This is a genomic window from Brevibacillus sp. SIMBA_040 (genome assembly GCF_046535075.1).
Lineage (GTDB): Bacteria > Bacillota > Bacilli > Brevibacillales > Brevibacillaceae > Brevibacillus.
This window is the reverse complement of sequence record NZ_JAWRXI010000006.1, coordinates 129,132-146,711: the sequence shown is the minus strand read 5'-3', so window position 1 is coordinate 146,711 and position 17,580 is coordinate 129,132. Positions and strand designations below refer to the sequence as shown.

The 17,580-nt window shown below is 48.9% G+C and carries 16 protein-coding genes; 5 read left to right on the top strand and 11 right to left on the bottom strand.

Annotated features, from left to right (window positions below):
• The first annotated feature begins 40 nt into the window (after positions 1-40).
• The gene (locus SB752_RS12210; RefSeq protein ID WP_410715909.1) at positions 41-1,675 is read left to right on the top strand and encodes a M20/M25/M40 family metallo-hydrolase; all 1,635 of its coding nucleotides are present in this window, start codon (positions 41-43) and stop codon (positions 1,673-1,675) included.
• Between the two features lie 146 nt (positions 1,676-1,821).
• Positions 1,822-2,205, top strand: coding sequence for an OsmC family protein (locus SB752_RS12205; RefSeq protein WP_410716060.1), 384 nt, complete (start codon positions 1,822-1,824; stop codon positions 2,203-2,205).
• A 67-nt stretch (positions 2,206-2,272) separates the two neighbouring features.
• Here the strand turns inward: SB752_RS12205 and SB752_RS12200 are convergent, their stop codons facing one another.
• The gene (locus SB752_RS12200; protein ID WP_410715908.1) at positions 2,273-3,622 is read right to left on the bottom strand and encodes a uracil-xanthine permease family protein; all 1,350 of its coding nucleotides are present in this window, start codon (positions 3,620-3,622) and stop codon (positions 2,273-2,275) included.
• A 219-nt stretch (positions 3,623-3,841) separates the two neighbouring features.
• Here SB752_RS12200 and SB752_RS12195 point away from each other — a divergent pair, with 219 nt between their 5' ends.
• Entirely contained in the window at positions 3,842-4,822 is a 981-nt protein-coding gene (locus SB752_RS12195; protein ID WP_410715907.1) for an aromatic ring-hydroxylating dioxygenase subunit alpha, read from the top strand.
• Between the two features lie 91 nt (positions 4,823-4,913).
• Here SB752_RS12195 and cls read toward each other — a convergent pair whose 3' ends face one another.
• Together cls and SB752_RS12185 are read right to left on the bottom strand one after the other, a co-directional pair.
• Positions 4,914-6,362, bottom strand: a complete 1,449-nt coding sequence (cls, locus tag SB752_RS12190) for a cardiolipin synthase (RefSeq protein ID WP_410716059.1) — start codon at positions 6,360-6,362, stop codon at positions 4,914-4,916.
• Positions 6,363-6,443: 81 nt separating this feature from the next.
• Positions 6,444-7,388: an aminopeptidase gene (locus tag SB752_RS12185; RefSeq protein ID WP_410715906.1), complete on the bottom strand. Its 945-nt coding sequence runs from the start codon at positions 7,386-7,388 to the stop codon at positions 6,444-6,446.
• Positions 7,389-7,730: 342 nt separating this feature from the next.
• On the opposite strand from SB752_RS12185, the gene SB752_RS12180 reads away from it, so the two are divergent.
• Positions 7,731-9,020, top strand: coding sequence for a haloacid dehalogenase-like hydrolase (locus tag SB752_RS12180; RefSeq protein ID WP_410715905.1), 1,290 nt, complete (start codon positions 7,731-7,733; stop codon positions 9,018-9,020).
• 138 nt (positions 9,021-9,158) lie between these two features.
• Positions 9,159-9,728: a pyridoxamine 5'-phosphate oxidase family protein gene (locus SB752_RS12175; protein WP_410715904.1), complete on the top strand. Its 570-nt coding sequence runs from the start codon at positions 9,159-9,161 to the stop codon at positions 9,726-9,728.
• 50 nt (positions 9,729-9,778) lie between these two features.
• Here the strand turns inward: SB752_RS12175 and mdh are convergent, their stop codons facing one another.
• The 8 genes from mdh to eutS all read right to left on the bottom strand — a co-directional run bounded on the left by mdh (position 9,779) and on the right by eutS (position 17,579).
• The gene (mdh, locus tag SB752_RS12170; RefSeq protein WP_410715903.1) at positions 9,779-10,720 is read right to left on the bottom strand and encodes a malate dehydrogenase; all 942 of its coding nucleotides are present in this window, start codon (positions 10,718-10,720) and stop codon (positions 9,779-9,781) included.
• A gap of 28 nt (positions 10,721-10,748) precedes the next feature.
• Positions 10,749-11,666: an ethanolamine ammonia-lyase subunit EutC gene (gene eutC, locus SB752_RS12165; protein ID WP_410715902.1), complete on the bottom strand. Its 918-nt coding sequence runs from the start codon at positions 11,664-11,666 to the stop codon at positions 10,749-10,751.
• A gap of 20 nt (positions 11,667-11,686) precedes the next feature.
• A complete protein-coding gene (locus tag SB752_RS12160) occupies positions 11,687-13,048 on the bottom strand; it encodes an ethanolamine ammonia-lyase subunit EutB (RefSeq protein ID WP_410715901.1) in 1,362 nt (453 codons plus the stop codon).
• A gap of 20 nt (positions 13,049-13,068) precedes the next feature.
• Complete coding sequence (locus SB752_RS12155) at positions 13,069-14,529, bottom strand: ethanolamine ammonia-lyase reactivating factor EutA (RefSeq protein WP_410715900.1); 1,461 nt, start codon at positions 14,527-14,529, stop codon at positions 13,069-13,071.
• 173 nt (positions 14,530-14,702) lie between these two features.
• The gene (locus SB752_RS12150; protein ID WP_441299876.1) at positions 14,703-15,293 is read right to left on the bottom strand and encodes an ANTAR domain-containing response regulator; all 591 of its coding nucleotides are present in this window, start codon (positions 15,291-15,293) and stop codon (positions 14,703-14,705) included.
• On the bottom strand, positions 15,259-16,719 hold the full coding sequence (locus SB752_RS12145) for a sensor histidine kinase (RefSeq protein WP_410715899.1): 1,461 nt from the start codon (positions 16,717-16,719) through the stop codon (positions 15,259-15,261). Before SB752_RS12145 ends, SB752_RS12150 begins: the two co-directional genes overlap by 35 nt.
• Before the next feature lie 78 nt (positions 16,720-16,797).
• Positions 16,798-17,241 carry a EutP/PduV family microcompartment system protein gene (locus SB752_RS12140; protein WP_410715898.1) on the bottom strand — a complete coding sequence of 148 codons (444 nt, stop codon included), beginning with the start codon at positions 17,239-17,241 and terminating at the stop codon, positions 16,798-16,800.
• Entirely contained in the window at positions 17,238-17,579 is a 342-nt protein-coding gene (gene eutS, locus SB752_RS12135) for an ethanolamine utilization microcompartment protein EutS (RefSeq protein ID WP_049740732.1), read from the bottom strand. Before eutS ends, SB752_RS12140 begins: the two co-directional genes overlap by 4 nt.
• Between the last annotated feature and the right edge of the window lies 1 nt (position 17,580).

Sequence of the window (17,580 nt, the reverse complement as noted above, 5' to 3'; positions counted from 1 at the left end):
GGAAAGAGTTTTCACTATACGGAAAACGGAGGCTAACATCATGCAAAAATGGCAGACAAAAGAACAGTTAGTTGATCTTCTGTGCAATTTGGTTAACATTCCGAGCGTTACCGGGTCATCCGCAGAGAAGGATTTACCTCACTACGTAATGGAGCAGCTGCGCACCCTGCCCTACTATCAAGCAAACCCGGATCATGTTCGCGCGAACCCAACCGGAGATGATCGTCATTTTGTTACCGCCTTGGTTAAAAAAGAAGGCGTTCGTGACACAATCATTCTCGTCAGCCATTTCGATGTTGTGGATGTAGAAGACTACGGTGCTTGGCAAAAGCATTCGTTTGATCCTAAAACCTTGACTCCTCTTTTCCACCAAAACCAGGCCGATATGCCTGCCGAAGTACAACAAGACATGCGTACCGGCAACTGGATGTTTGGCCGCGGTACGATGGATATGAAATGCGGTCTGACTCTGCACATGTCGATGATCGAGCGAGCCATTGCCGGAGAATTTGACGGAAACATTCTGTTATTGACCGTTCCGGATGAGGAAGTCAACTCCGTTGGAATGCGTGCAGCTGTGCCAGCGCTGTTGAAGATCGCCGAGGAATTCGACCTGGAGTACAAGACCGTCCTCAATTCCGAGCCAATGTTTACGCGCTACCCAGGCGACCAAAATAAATACTTGTACACAGGCTCTATCGGAAAAGTATTGCCTGGTTTTCTTTGCTACGGAAAAGAAACGCACGTAGGGGAGCCGTTTGCTGGCTTGAACGGAAACTATATGGCCTCCCAAATGACTTGTGAGCTAGAGCTGAATACCTCTTTTTGCGAGGTGGTAGAGGGAGAAGCTTCTCCGCCGCCAACGAACCTCATCCAGAAGGACTTGAAAAAAGAGTATTCCGTGCAGATTCCTCATCGCGCAGTGACTCTGTTCAACCTGTTCCTGTTGGAAAAACGCATGGATGAAGTCGTAGAGCCACTTCTTGACGCAGCCAGAAATGTAGCAGATCGGATCAAGGAAAACTACACCAAGCATGCGAGCCAATTCGCGAATTTTGCACCGTTCAACCCTCGTGATCTGTCTATCTCCGTGATGACCTATGAACAGCTCTACGCCTATGCACTCAAAACTCACGGGGAAGAAAAGCTGAAGCAACTGGAAGCTGACGTCATCGCCAACCGCAATGACAAGGATGATCGTGATACCACCATTGAGCTGGTTGATCAATTGGCGATTCTCTGCAAAGAGCTGTCCCCGATGATGATTCTATTCTTTGCTCCACCGTTTTACCCGGCCGTCAGCTCCCGCAATCATCCATTGATCAAGCGGATTTCTGCGGAAATGGAAAGCTATGCACGCGACCAGCACCAAGTCACGTTGGTTAAACAAAACTACTTCGGCGGGATCTCTGATCTCAGCTACGTCGGCCTTCAATACCCGGCAGCATCCATGCAGCCACTCGTTGCAAATATGCCGCTTTGGGACAATGGATACTCCATTCCCCTGCAGGAGCTTGAAGCATTCGATGTGCCGGTGTTGAATCTGGGACCTGTCGGACGTGATGCCCATCAGTGGACAGAGCGCCTTGATGTCGATTATGCGTTTGAAACATTGATGGACATGCTGCCACGTTGTATTCAATCGCTCTTGAGCAACGAGCATGTAACGAAATAAAAGATAGCTTTCCTTCCATTAAAAAGGCTCTTACGTCGCAGCATTGCATCGTAAGAGCCTTTTTACTTCTATAAACCCGTTATTCATCCTCTTCTTCTTTTTCTATATAATGAAGAAAAGATTCAGGGAGGGATTTTTTCATGTCTATGCAGTTCGAGGCAAAGGAAAAAGGCTTTGTCACCCATCTATCCTACGGAGACTTGCATGTATCCGGAGATGAAGAATATGGTTTTCGTCCATTTCAGCTGCTCGTTTCTTCCATCGCGGTTTGCAGTGGAGGCGTTCTGCGCAAGGTTTTGGATAAAATGAGAATGCCATGCACCGATATGAAAGTAACCGCAGAAGTGGAACGCAATGAAGCGGAAGCGAACCGCGTCGAAAAAATTCACCTTCACTTCATTATTACAGGTGAAAATCTAAAAGAAGAAAAAGTACAAAAAGCGATCGAAGCAGCTAGTAAAAACTGCCCGATGGTTCAATCCGTTAAAGGAAGTATTGTCGTAACGGAATCTTTCGAGCTGGTCCCTTGAGATTGTTTCACGTTAAAAACCACAGCCTGGCAAAATACCGGACTGTGGTTTTTCTTGTCTTCTTGGATTAGTTACTAATCGGCTGATGAGAAGCGATCTGCCCCTTCTTCTTTTTACTTTCTGGAATCAACACATTCAAAAGAACAGTAGCCAGCGCGCCAACCGTAATGCCGGACGAAAGGATGTAGTTTACGAAATCAGGTACATTTGCCAATGCATCCTTTGGCAAAACAGTAACAGCCATCGTCATCAGGATCGGCAGACCAATGACCATCATTGTGCGATCATCGATGGAAATGTTTTGAATGACTTTAATTCCGTTTGCTACAATCGCCACACAAACAATCCCGAAAATACCGTTGATGACTGGCTCCGGAATACAGGTAATTGCTGCAGACAGCTTCGGAACCAAGCCCAGTGCAATCAAAATAATGCCTCCTGCCATGATCGCCATCCGGCTGCCAACACCTGTTACTGCAATCAGACCCGCATTGGAGGAATACCCGGTCGTCGGTGTACCACCGAACAAAGCCCCTACGAAGCATCCCAAGCCCTCGCCCATCGCACCACGATTCAGGCGCTTCTCTGTCAACTCACTATCTGTCACCGTCGAAACGACAAACCACGTTCCTGTTGTTTCAATCATGATGATCATGTACACAAACAGCATCGTCAAAACAGCACTGAGATCAAATACCGGAGCACCATATGGAAAGAGCTTCGGCAAAGAAAGCCACGGTGCTTGTGCTACCGCACTGAAATCTACCGTTCCGAAATAGGCAGCGGTGAGCGTCCCTACCAAAATCGCAATCAGAACGGAAACGAGTCTAAAAAATGCACCCGCTACTCTGGCTCTAGTGCCAAGCAGCATACAGATCACGAGGACACCCGCCGAAACCGCTGCGATAAAAATATTCGTCCAAATATCGCCTGGCGCACGATAAATGTTGCCCATTCCTGTAGGCATCAACGAAATTCCTACAATAATAATGACTGTACCCCCTACAAGCGGAGGTATGAACTTGCGAACGCCCTTTGCAAACCATTTGAGTGGATATCCCAAAAGCGCCATGATCAGAGCACCTGGAATCAAGCTACCCATCATCGCAGCCATACCCAACTTGCTCCCGATAGCCGCAAGAGCACCGATAGGTACGTAAGAAGGACCTTGTACGACAGGCAGGCGCAAGCCGAATCCAGTCTGGATCAACGTACCGATACCAGTCGCGAGAAAACACATTTGAATAAAAAAGGAAGTACTAGAAGAGTCCATGGTAAGTAATCCAGCAATAATAATAGGAGCAATATACAAGTCCATAGCCAGCACATGCTGCAATCCGAGCAAAAACGCCTTACCCACGCCAATTTTGTCATCGACGCCCACTACAAGCCCCGTGCTTTCGCGATGTTGTTCCACTTTCTGATGGCCTCCCAGGATTCATAATTACGAATAACGAACATTATATCGCAGATTATAAGTCATATTTCCTAAATAACGCAACTATTATCAAACAAAAACGGTAAACAATTTGTGAATGTTCGTGTTTTAGATTGACTTGTCTTCCTTCAACCCGCTACAATGAGGGTATAATCGAATGTAGAGAAACCAACATCCTCTTAAAGGAGTGTCCTATAGATGATCGTGCAAGATGCCGTACTGCGTAATGAGTGGATTGTCGCCTGTCGTTCGACGGATGTCCTAGACCGTCCGACCCAGGTCACCATTATGGGGGAGAGGATCGTACTATTCCGCAACGAAGAAGGAATTCATGCGTTTAAAGACCTCTGTATTCATAGAGGCGCCGCCCTGTCACTGGGCTGCGTCAGAGATGGCAAGCTAGTTTGTCCTTATCATGGCTGGGAATACGAATCCTCTGGTGTCTGTGTCAAAATTCCGCAGCTGCCTGAAGATCAATCGATTCCTGGTAAAGCCCGCGCGATTCCGTATGCATGCGTAGAGCGTTACGGCTTCATCTGGGTCAATCTCAGCAACCAGTCACCTGAGTTTTTTGCCTTGCCTGAGTTTGATGATGAGGGCTACCGCAATGTCATCTGGGGTCCGCAAACGGTGAACGCCAAGCCGCCGCGTGTCGTGGAAAACTTCCTGGATGTCGGTCATCTGGCCGTCGTTCACGAGGGTTACCTCGGTGTTTCTACTCACACAGAGATTGGTGATTATCGCGTTCATCGCGATGCAGACGGTGTCATTCGTACGGATGAAATCGAGGTCTTCCAGCCTGACCCAGACGGTACCGGACAAGCCAAGCATGTATATTACACCTATGAAATCATCCGTCCGCTGACAGTAAAATTCACCAAGCGTGACCAGGAAAATGGCAACAAAATGTCGATCCTGTTAACCGTAATGCCGCTAAACGAGCAAGAAACGGTTGCTTACGGTGTCCTCTCTTTCAACTATGAAACAAATCTGGCAGACGAGGAGATTACTAAATTTCAAGACCTGATTTTCGCCCAAGACAAACCGATCGTGGAAAATCAAAAGCCAGAAGATCTCCCTCTCGATCTGCAAATCGAGCTTTCACTCAAATGCGACCGCGCCAGCATCGCGTATCGCCAATACTTGACCGAGATGGGTGTCAAGCTAGGTACAGCCTAAGCACTCCTTTTCGCCCATAAAGTATAGAGGTAAGCAAAAGGACCCACGAGCCATTTTCAGGCCAGTGGGTCCCACTTCGTTTCCATAGACGTTATAAAATTGGCGACAGCAATCTCGTCAACGACTCCTGCATACGCGAGCGCATCGGTCTGTTCAAATATTCATCGGTCGTGATTTCCCTGCAATCGGCCAAATCCGCGATGAACAACTCCTCCAGTTCCTGCGCCATCTTCGTATCATACAGAAACGCATTCGTTTCAAAGTTGAGCTTGAAGCTGCGAATGTCCACATTAGCAGTACCTACAGATGATAGCTGCGTATCCACAACCAGTGTCTTGGCATGCATAAAGCCTTTTTCATACAAAAAACATCGCACCCCGCTCTTCAGCAGCTCTCCCAGATAAGAATGAGTGGCCCAGAACACCATCAAATGATCCGGACGTCCCGGAACCATCACACGCACGTCGACTCCAGACATTGCTGCCATTTTGATTGCGGTCAGCATACTGTCATCGGGGATGAAGTATGGCGTCTGCATGTAAATTTTCTTGCGTGCCTTGTAGATCATCTTTAAATAGGCGTGCTTGATTTGCTGCTTTTCCGAATTGGGACCACTCGATACGATTTGCACACCAATTTTCCCTTCCAGATCATTCATTTCCGGGAAATAAGCGAACGACTCGTGCATTCTTTTCGGCGCGGAGAGGTTCCAATCCAAAAAGAAACGAGCCTGGAGCATGTACACTGCTTTTCCTTCGAGCTGGAGGTGAGTGTCTCTCCAATAACCGAGCTTCTTGTCCTTGCCCAAGTATTCATCGCCGATGTTAAAGCCGCCGATGAAGCCTACTTTTCCATCCACGATCGTCAGTTTACGATGGTTGCGAAAGTTGACCCGGAAATTCAGAAACGGAATCGATGACGGGAAAAAGGAGACAACTTCTCCCCCTGCCTCTACTAATGGTCGGAAAAAACGGGAAGGGATGCCTGCGGAGCCAACTGCATCATAGAGCAGCCTGACTTCCACGCCTTGTTCCGCCTTTTTCACCAACAAGTCGATCAGCTTCTTGCCCAGCTCGTCATTTCGAATAATGTAATACAGCAGATGAATGTGCTCTCGCGCGCCTTCAATCTGCTTGAACATAGCATCGAAAAACCCGTGTCCCTCATAAAATACTTGAAGCGTATTATCCTGCGTATAGTAAGCACCATCGCTCACCACATTCATGTAAATCATGTCCCGATGCCTCTCCATCGCAGGATCATTTACGCTGAATTCACCTTGCTCCAGTAAATGCTTTTGTTTATCAACAGCTGCCCGGAAATGGGAGAACTCCCCCTTATTCAACCGATACAGCTTCTTTTTCGTTAAGCGCTGGCCAAATACCAGGTACAGTATAAATCCAACCCCCGGCAAAAATAGCAAAACCATCAGCCAAGCCCAGGTCGCCGCAATGTTTCGTCGCTCCATAAAAATGAGGACAGCGGCCAAAATCAGATTCCCTATGGATATGACCGCAAATATTTTCTCCAGCAACAACATCACACCACATCCGCCCTTAGGATATCCCCCATTTTACACCATCTGTTTACTGGATTCATCCTTGGCCGCCGAAGAGATGAATTACTTGTTCAAAAGCTGTCCGCTTTTCATAATCATATGGTCATCGAGATAAACATCCGGTTCCTTCACAACGAGGTCAATATGAACCCCTGCCACGATCGTGCCACCGAATGTATTATTGCTACCAAACGCCACGTGAATCGTCCCGTATACCTTTTCGTCTTCAAGCACGACTCCTGTAATGCGGGCCTTGTCGTTGGTACCGATTCCGAACTCACCGAGCATGCGTCCATCCTGGTCACCTAAAATTTGCAGAAGACGCTCACCAGAGGCTCCCTCTGCGTTTGTAATACGTCCGTTTTGCAGCGTTAACAAAAGAGGCGTATCAATTTTGCCGATGCCAGAGATCGAGCCATCTACGAGAATTTGGCCTTCAGCTGATCCCTCTACAGGTGCAATATACGCTTCTCCTGACGGCAGGTTGCCCGACTCTCCCGGGGTTACATACATCCCAGTGCTTGGTACGCCATTGCGGCTCGCAATCGAAAAGCTGAGTGATTTTCCTGCTTTTTCGATACGTACAGTGCTCGCCTTTGTCAGCATCTCGGTTACTTTCTCCGTCAAGATTTTGACCTGTGCGTAATCGGCAGAGATCGCACCCTCCAGGAACATATCCGCAGTAATTCCGGGCATCGTAGCCAGTCTTGCTCCATTAGCCGCCGCTTCCTTACGTGCCTTTGTATGGGTCAAGGAGTGCTCCGTCGCACAGATAACTACATCAGATTGCTTCATAGCCTCTGCAACAGCCACTGGAGGCTCTTGTCCCGACTTTTCACGCTCCTGCATGATCATGAGCACTGCCTCAGCACCGAGCTGCTTGCCAGCCTCCCAAAGAGCTTCGCCAAGCTCACGTTTTGGCTCGTCAGCTACAACCAGAAAAGTTTCTCCCGCTTTCAAAGCCATACAATTGGTCAAGATCCCTTTGCTTGTTTCTATCAATTTCACGATTCATCATCCTTTTTTCTTTCTGTAGAACACTAGCTGTCTATCCTTGATTATGTCCACCTTTGCTTACTCACATTTCTCTTTCTTTCGTTATTTTGCGCAACTACTCCTGCCAAAGAACTATTTAACGAAATTTTCTTGATTTTCGCTACAAAACAAGTATGATGGATATAACAAATACATACGAAGAAGACGATGGGGTCTTTTTCTGCGCAGGGGTGATTTTTTGCGTGGAATGAGCCCTTTTTTGTATTGCCGGGCTTATTTCCAAACAAAATGATAGCGTTTACAAAAAGAGAGAATCTGACAACTGATTTAAGTAGAGACGAGGGGATGACACGAATGTTACACGTTCAAGCAAAACGTCACTTTTGGTGGGTAAGCCTGCTGCTTATCGTTGCCTTGTTTGCCACACAGGCAGCAATTCCAGCAAATGCGGCTACCACTTCTGCACAGGTGCTCGACAAGGGGAAATGGGCACCGGCAACCTATCAAGCTGTACAAGAGCTCATCGATAAAAACGGGATAAACAGCCCTTCCTACAATGCTGCAAAAAAACCGTATGCCGTTTTTGACTGGGACAATACAAGCATTATGCACGACACCCAGGAAGCACTTTTTGTTTATCAAATACATCATCTCGCCTACAAGCTGACTCCAGAGGAATTCGGCAAGGCAATTCGCACGAATGTACCAGAGGGACCTTTTTCTGAAGGCTATAAAAACGCGGACGGCAAGCCCGTCACTCTGGATGCGATTGCATCTGATCTGGTAGCAGATTACACCTACCTGTATCAAAACTATAAAGGCCTTAAAGGGACAAAATCGCTGGAGGAAGTAACTGCAACGGAGCAGTTTGCCGATTTCCGCGCGAAGCTGTATTTCCTCTACGAGGCGATCAATGATACCCACAGCAACGCAGTTGGCTATCCATGGGTACTCTACCTGTTTACGAACATGACAATTGATGAAGTGCATAAGCTCGCAGAAGTCTCCAATGATGCAAGTCTTGGCAAGGCGATCCAAAAGGTAACCTGGACAAGCCCGAAAGCGCTGGCAGGAAAAGCAGGTGTCATTACGGCTTCCCATACAACCGGGCTGCGCCTGACCTCTGAGGTAGCCAACCTGATGAATACCCTTCGCGCAAATGGAATTGACGTGTATGTTGTATCTGCGTCCCTAGAGGATGTCGTACGTGTCTTTGCTACGTTGCCGAAATACGGCTACAACCTGCCTACTGAAAACATTATTGGCATGCACTTGGAAACGAAGGATGGCGTGATCCAAAACAAGTACCAGCCGAACTACCCAATCACTGTTGGTCATGGCAAAACAGAAGTGATCCAGTCTGTTCTGGAGAAAAAATATGGACATGGCCCTATCCTCATCGCTGGCGATAGCAACGGCGACTTCGAAATGATGACGGAGCTGAAAAGTGTTAAGCTCGCCCTGGTTATCAACCGTGTCAAAGGCGGCAAAATTGGACAGCAGGCGATAAAAGCTGCTGAGCAATTAGGAAAAACCAATCCTTCTGTCGTACTGCAAGGTCGCGATGAAAACACAGGAATGTGGATTCCTAACGAAACGACGATCAAGCTCGGCAAAACGGAGCCTGAGCTTTTGGCAAAATAACCTACACGACCCTAACGAAAGAACCGTCCAACTGCAATTGGGCGGTTTTCTTGTTTTCTTCCATCTGAGCACTGTGATACCATCAATGAAAAGTGTCCGATTCTTCAACCACTCCGTAAAAATTGAGAGGTGTTTGGTATGGGAAAATTATTTTCATCCATACTTCCCGAGCATGAAGCCTTTATTAAGCAGCAACACATTTTTTTCGTCGGCTCCTCCCCTTTGCAGGAAGACGGACATGTGAACATCTCACCAAAAGGCTATGATGTACTGCGTATTTTTTCTCCTACGCAAGTCGCTTATCTGGATCTCACAGGCAGCGGCAATGAGACAAGTGCGCATCTGGAAGAAAATGGACGCATCACACTTATGTTTATGGCTTTCGAAGGACCTCCGATGATTATGCGGCTCTATGGAACAGGGCGTGTGATCCTTCCGAGCATGCCTGAATGGGAAGAGCTGTTTCAACATTTCGAACCTTTGCCTGGCACCAGACAGATCATTACCGTCGATGTGCATGCTGTGAAAACGTCCTGTGGCTACAGCGTACCCTTCTATTCGTATTCAGGAGAACGGATGACCCTGCAAAAATGGGCGGCTCAAAAAGATGAGCAGCAGCTTGCCGCCTACCATCAGGAAAAGAACACCACCACTATGGATGGACTGGTAACGCCATTGGGCAAACAACTGCTGGAATCCGATAATTAATTAAAAGCCTCGCCATATATTCCTGGCGAGGCTTTCCTCTTGCTTTTAAATTATTGCATAGCCACTTTCATAACAGCGCGTACGGAATCAGCCGATTTGTCCAAAGCCGCTTTTTCCGCTGCTGTCAGATCCAGCTCAATGACCTTCTCGATTCCGTTTGCACCAAGCAGGGTAGGTACACCCAGGTAGAGGTCGTTGTAGCCGTATTCACCTTGGAGATAGGCAATAGACGGCAGGATGCGTTTCTTGTCCTTCAGAATCGCTTCTGCCATCTGTACCAGAGCAGCTGCCGGAGCGTAGTAGGCAGAGCCGTTGCCAAGCAGGCTGACGATCTCTCCCCCGCCCTTGCGTGTTCTCTCTACGATGGCATCCAGACGTTCCTGTGGGATCAGCTTATCCAGCGGGATGCCACCTGCGTAGGAATAGCGCAGAAGCGGTACCATGTCGTCACCGTGTCCGCCAAGTACAAATCCGGTTACGTCCTCAACCGATACGTTCAGCTCCATCGCCACGAAGGTACGGAAACGAGCTGTATCGAGCACACCGGACTGACCAATTACACGGTTTTTCGGGAAGCCAGATGTTTTGTAGAACGTGTACGTCATCGCATCAACCGGGTTGGAGAGAATCAGCACCGTAGACTGTGGTGCATATGTTTTTACCTGCTCCGCTACCGAACGCATGATGGCCGCGTTGGTCGCAACGAGATCGTCGCGGGACATGCCAGGCTTGCGTGCAATACCAGCCGTGATGATGACAATATCAGAGCCTTCGATATCTTTGTAATCGGAAGTTCCCGTGATAGTAGAATCAAAGCCGAGTACAGGGGCAGACTCCATCATGTCGAGAGCCTTCCCTTTGGTTGGGTTCTCCAGCTGTGGAATGTCTACGAGTACGATGTCAGCCAGTTCTTTTTCTGCCAGGATAAAAGCAGTTGTTGCTCCTGTAAAACCACTACCAATAACCGCTACTTTTTTTCTACGAAAGGTCATGATGATTCCTCCTCACGATTTTCCTATCTTACAAGACCAGCTTCACTCCACTTGCCTTTTGCTCCAGCATTTTGGAGAGAATGGTGCCGATATGGGCTCCTGCCTCAATCGGTGATGTTCCTTGGCGGTGAATATTGGAGATTACAGTACGCTCTGACTCCACCATCCCTTTACGTGGGCGATAGCACATATACGCACTCATGGAATGTGCCGTTACCAAGCCTGGTCGTTCCCCAATCAAAAGCACCAGTACCTCAGGCTGCAGCAGCTCTCCGATATGGTCCATACTCGCTACGCGTCCGCCTTTTACAAAAAATGGCGTACCGCAGCTCAATCCGTAGCTTTTGAGAGAGTCAGTCAAGGATGGAAGCACGTCACGCAGGTTTGCATCCACCGCACTGGCACTCAGTCCATCTGAGACGACGATTTGTACCTGTGGCTTCTTTTGGCAGCGCTCTTGGAGCAGACGCACACCTTCTTCGTTGAGGATGCGTCCCATGTCCGGGCGCTTCAAATAATTTTCGGTATTGTCATATTGCGTTTCTACCGTGAACATAGAGAATTCGTCGAGCAATGCCTGACTAACCTCACCATATACGGCATCGACAGCAGCCGCATGGTCACGACGCAGCTGGAGCATCGTTTTGGTCAGCGGTCTGACACCTGTACGCCATACACCGATGCGGGCAGGGGTGCTGTCGAGAAGCTCGTTTAATCCTTCCTGCCATTTCGGATTGGGTACATGCGCCGTTCTTTCCGGTTCTACTGGCAATGCCAGCTGCTCACGTACAGCAGGAGAAGTGGTTGCTTGCGCCGCCTCCATTTGTGATGCAGCAGGTGCTTCTGTCTTTTGCGTCCCGGCTGGTGCTGTCTGTCCCATTTCACCCAGCTTTTTTTGCAATTCAGCTACGACCTTGTCTACCAGAAAATCCAATTGTTGATCCATCCGTATTTCACCTCCCCTTCTTACATGAAGATTGTCGGATCGCCCGCGATTGAAGTCAGTTTGCCGTTTTCCATGATGCCCATCTTCTCCAGCCACTTTTCAAAAGCTGGTGCTGGACGCAGACCAAGCACTTCACGGAAAGCAGCGATATCATGGAAGCTTGTAGATTGATAGTTCAGCATGACGTCGTCTGCCATCGCTACACCAATCACGAAGTTAACACCTGCTGCCGAAAGCAGGATGCCGAGATTGTCCATATCGTTCTGGTCGACCTTCATGTGGTTCGTATAGCACACGTCACAGCCCATTGGCAGTCCGTGCAGCTTGCCCATGTAATGGTCTTCCAGTCCAGCACGGATAACCTGACGGCTGTCGTACAAATATTCAGGTCCGATGAAGCCAACTACCGTATTGACGATAAACGGGTTATACTTGCGAGCCAAACCGTAGCAACGCGCTTCCATGGTCAGCTGGTCAATGCCAAAATGCGCCTCGGAGGAAAGCTCGGAGCCTTGGCCCGTCTCGAAATACCAGAAGTTCGGTCCGTAGGAGGTGCCTTCCTTGCGCATCAGCTCATCCGCCTCATCCAACAGCGCGACGTCGATACCGAAAGCATTGTTCCCTTTTTCGCTACCCGCCAAGCTTTGGAAAATCAGGTCAGCTGGTGCTCCCTGACGGATCGCCCGCATTTGGGTAGATACGTGAGCCAGTACACAGTTTTGCGTCGGAATATCGAACTTGTTCATCACGTCTTTGGTCATTGTCAAAATGTCCTTGACGCTGTCCGCAGTATCGATAACCGGGTTGATTCCGATAACGGCATCGCCAATACCGTAGCTGAGTCCTTCGTACAAAGCAGCCTTGATGCCCTGAACATTGTCAGATGGATGGTTTGGCTGCACGCGTGCCGCTAGTACCCCTTGCTGACCGATCGCTGTATTGCAGTGCGTAATGTTGCGAATCTTGGCAGCAGCTGTGATCAAATCCAGATTGCTCATCAGCTTTGCAGTTGCCGCGATCATTTCACTGGACAAGCCTCTGCTGATGCGTTTGATTTCGCTGTCGCCTGCTTTGTGGCTCAAAATGTACTCGCGCAGCTCGGCAACGCTCCAGTTTTTGATCTCGTTGTAAATCTTTTCGTTAATACCTGCCTCAATTACCCGGGAAACTTCATCCTCTTCTGGAGGAAGCATCGGGTTATTGCGAATGTCTGCAAGCGTCAAGTCCGCCAATACTTGCTTGGCTGCCACGCGCTCTCTCGAATCCGCAGCGGCAATACCTGCCAGCTGGTCGCCCGATTTGTCTTCATTCGCTTTCGCAAAAATTTCCTTTAAATCACGGAATTGATAGGTCTGTCCAAGCACAGTCGTTTTCGTGTTCATCGCGTCCACCCCTTCTTACGTTACGGCCTTTCATCGAAAGCGAGCGTTTTTACCACGACCGGAATAATCGTTCCCGAAATAGGTTCTCCCAGGTCGATGTAATCGCCATATTCTACACGCACCTGATCGATGCAAATAATCTCCGGTGCTCCTTTGCATCTGAGCGCCAATGCCTGACCAAGCGCTTTTGCCATATCCGTTTCACAAATGACTACCATGGTCTTGCTCTCGGTAAAAGTCTGTCGGTATTGATCGGCCAGCTCCTGTGCGATTGTCTGAAGCAGCGCATAAGAACAGTAGCCAATACCCGAAATCGCCAAGGCAAACGGAATCCCCGCCGTCTTTTCAAACAGACGCTCCCCCATGCCATACACCGATGCTACTTCTTTGCGCAATTGCTCCGGGTCCGTCAATTGCTCCGTCGCCAGCTCCAGCTTGAGAATCGGAATGTTCTTGATCGGCAAAAGCTCTGGTTTGATATGGACTGTTGATCCACTAATTTCTGTGCTTTGCATCCCTGCACCAATTACTGTCGCTCTTACTGTCTGTTCAGGATCGAGCCATCGGACCGGATAGGCTTCCTTTTCCCGTTCCTGCTGGAGGACGTATCCGAGAAGCGGTCCAAAATCACCGTACCGGCTAACATCAGCGATACTATTCACCGGGCCAGCTGTCATAAGCTGTCCAACCCCACCGGAAACAGTGAGTTCATCGACTGGAAAAGCATCACGCAGATGCGGGCCTAGCACTAATAGTCCTGATACCTGGCGTTCTTTTCCCGTCAAATAGTCCAGCATGCTTATTGCCATATGCTCGGCAACTTCCTTGATTTGTTCAAATCCGATCGCTTGCCCCGTCTGAATCCGCAGCCCTTTTGCAGACAGCCATTGTGAAATATTCGGGGAAACGTATTGGACAACTCCCTGTGGATCGAGGCGAATCAGCCTTCCTCCAACATGAAACGTAACGGTCGCAATCGCTCTGCCTCTTGAAAAATAAGCAGCGTTTGCCGTACCGCCACCGATATCGACGTTAACGATCGTTCCTTGAAGCGTTTGGGAACGCTTTTCCGCACCCGCACCCTTACCCGCCAGCACGCCCTCCAAATCGGCACCTGCCGTCGCTACGACAAAATCACCGGATCGCTCCGCCAGCAAGTGAACAATATGCTGAGCGTTCTTTTTACTCGCTGTTTCCCCGGTAATAATAACCGCGCCTGACTTGATGGAAGAAAGGCTGATCTGTGCCGTTTCATACTCACGGCGCAGAATCTCGCCGATGCCTTCTGCGTCAATCTCGTCAAATCCAAGCAGCGGTGTAGAATGGACAGCACTTGCGTATAGCAGCTGTCGCTCTACAATTTGATAACGGGGCAGCGAGAAGGTACTGGACATCCGTCCCAGTCGCAGTCGACTCACAATCATTTTGGTGGTACTGGTTCCGACATCTATTCCAACGCTTTGGATCCATTGTTCATCCATATGAACCTCCTTGAACCATTGGCGTGCCTGACGGGGAGTACGAGAAAAAACGCTTGAACAGCCGGTTCCTCGCTTCCGGTCTGACTCAAGCGCCTTTGCTTATTCGTGCTATCCACTTGTCATGTTCGATCTAATCGTGCGTGAGCAACCTCTAAAACGGTTACCTATGCAACCTAAGGCAAAAGCTCGTGCTCGCCGGAGAGGATCTCCTCTGCCAGCTTTACAAGTGGCATGCGCCGTTGCATGCTTACTTGCTGCAACCATTTATAAGCAGCATCTTCTTCCAGGGAAAGGGCGCTCATCAGCTTGCCTTTTGCCTTTTCCACGGATTTTCGATCCTCAATTTTTTGCTTCAAATCGCTGATATCCTTCTTGAGCGATACTACTTTTTCCTTCTGGCTCAAGGCGATTTCAACTGCGGGAATCAGATCATCCTCTGATACTGGCTTTACCAGATACGCGGTCACCCCAGCCTTTCTGGCATCCTGCACCAGCTCCTTCTGACTGTATGCAGTCAAAAGCAGGATCGAGCTGTCGGAAAAGGAACGAATGATGCTGCTTGCCTTGATCCCGTTCAAGACAGGCATTTTCACATCCATGATAATGAGATCGGGTTTGTGACGATGGGCGAGAGAGACCGCCTCTTCCCCGTTCTTCGCCTCGGCAATGACCTGATATCCTTCGTTTTCAAGCATCTCGCGCAAATCCATGCGGATGATCGGCTCATCATCAACGACCATAATCTTCGGCTGCGTCATCTTCATCCCCCTTTTGGATCGGATAGAGAATGGTAACCTCTGTACCGTTTCCTGTATTGCGGAAATGCATCGTGCCTTCCAGGTCTTCCTTGACTAGCGTATCCACGATTTTCAATCCCAGATGGCCTTTTTTCAAGATTTGTTCCATGTCCTCGATGCCATTGCCATCATCAGTAACGGAGATGCTGACGAAGTCTTCCTTGGAGACGAGCGCGATGGAGATTTTGCCTTCATGCAGATTGCGAAACCCATGGATCATGCAGTTTTGAATCAATTCGGTAACGATCAGGGCAAATGAAGTCGCCTTGTTTGACGGCAAGTAAACCGATTCGCCCGATACTACTACTTGTATAGCTTGCTCAGAACGCCTCATGGAGGAGACGATAATTTTCGATATTTTAGTGAGAATCTCTTTGAAATCAATCTGTTCCAGACCATCCTGTGCCAAATACTCGTGTATGATGGCGATGCTGTTGATCCGATTGATGCTCTCTCGGTATACCTTTTCAATCTCCGTCGATTGCGAGCGCCGCATCTGCAGTCGCAGCAAGCTGGAGATGGTTTGCAAATTGTTCTTCACGCGATGATGAATCTCTTTGATAACAGCCGATTTGATCATCAGCTGCTTTTCTTTTTCCCGAATATCGGATATATCTCTCAGGAGAATGATTCCCCCGATAATGTCTGGCTTGCGTGCGGACGAAACCGCTTTCATCATGATAAAATGCTTTCCTCGTGACAGCTCATCCTGAATGTAACCCCCGTGTCTGACAAAATTCTCCGGGGAAACACGCCAGGAAAAAATCCGTTCAATGCTCTCTCCCTTTTCCGGCTTCTCAAAGCCGATCAAAGACAAAAGCTTGTGCGCACGTACATTGGCGTACGTGATCATCCCATTTTGATCAAACAAAATCATGCCTTCATGCAAAAGGGATGAAATCGGCATATCTGGAGCGGCGAACTGGATCAGTGTCTCGCTTAAATGCTCGGTGGTTTCCTTGAGCATTTCCACGTTTCTCTCCTGCTCCACCTGCTTGGAAATATCCTGCTCCGTTATCAACGTACCAATCGTTTCTCCTGCCGGGTTGGTGATAGGAACGACGCTTTGCCGCATCACGACTTGCTCCTGTGATACGCCGCGTGAACCAATAACCGGCTTTCCTGTTGTCAGACAGTACATGACCGCAGGCTCGTTGACCGCTGTCGCCAGTTGCCCCACGACCGATCCACTATACATCGAACGAGCTGTGGAAGGTGTTGCCTGCGCGATGACAAGAGCTGAGCTACGGTCAATCGTCGGGCAGTCGATAAACATATCGGCTTGCGACAGATCAGCAAAAATCTGCAATTTGGCAGCCAGATCTTCAATGATCCGAATATCGTCCTCACTCAATGTTGTGGCAGCAATACACAGTTCTCGTATAGATTGCATGCATGTGAACCTCTTTTCACCTGCTTGAAATAGGTACTGACCTCATTTTCTCACAGACTAGCCATGGCGGATAGAGGTTTATTGATTAACAATTTCTTGTAAATAGGCGCGTAATTCCGGTACCCCTTCACTCGTGAAAGAGGAAGTCCGAAAGATTTTCCCGTCGCCCAGCGATTGGCGCAAAAAGCCTTCTGCCCGCTCTACATCGGCATCGGGATGATCCATCTTGGTGATAACTCCTACACATGATTGGGGAAACCCTTGTGAAAACCCCGGAGGAAAATAGTTGCGCTCGCGTGTGGCATCCTGCACCATCACAATAAGCTCGGCCTCCAGAGAAGTCGCCATCAGCGTACGATAAAACATCGGATTTTCACTGTACTCTCCTGGAGTATCAATCACCCAATCCCGATATTCCAGCGCCTGCGTCTTTCTGGCCGGTTGTTCATCACCCACCAACGCTTTGACCAGAGAAGACTTGCCTGCTTCGATGGCTCCGATAATCATTACACGCCCGGTCATGATTTCGTCACCAAAGCTGGAGTAAAGCGCAATTTTTCACTTAAGACCGTGTTGACTGCCTCTACAGCCATCTCCACCGCGGACACATCGCCCACGACGATCAGAGATCCTGTAAACCGGTCAAGAAAGCCGAGCTCGACACCTGCTGCCTTCGTCGCGATATCAGCTGCGATAATGGCGGTCTCTGTTGGGGTCAGGGTCAAAATTCCGATCGCCCCTGCTTCCTTGATTCCGAGCTTGGTGTAGAGCATCTGGTCAGGGTTGGCAATCACATGAGCCAATGTTACCTGTTTACCCGGAACAAATTCCTGAATGACTCGTGAGCGTTCTTGTTCCATC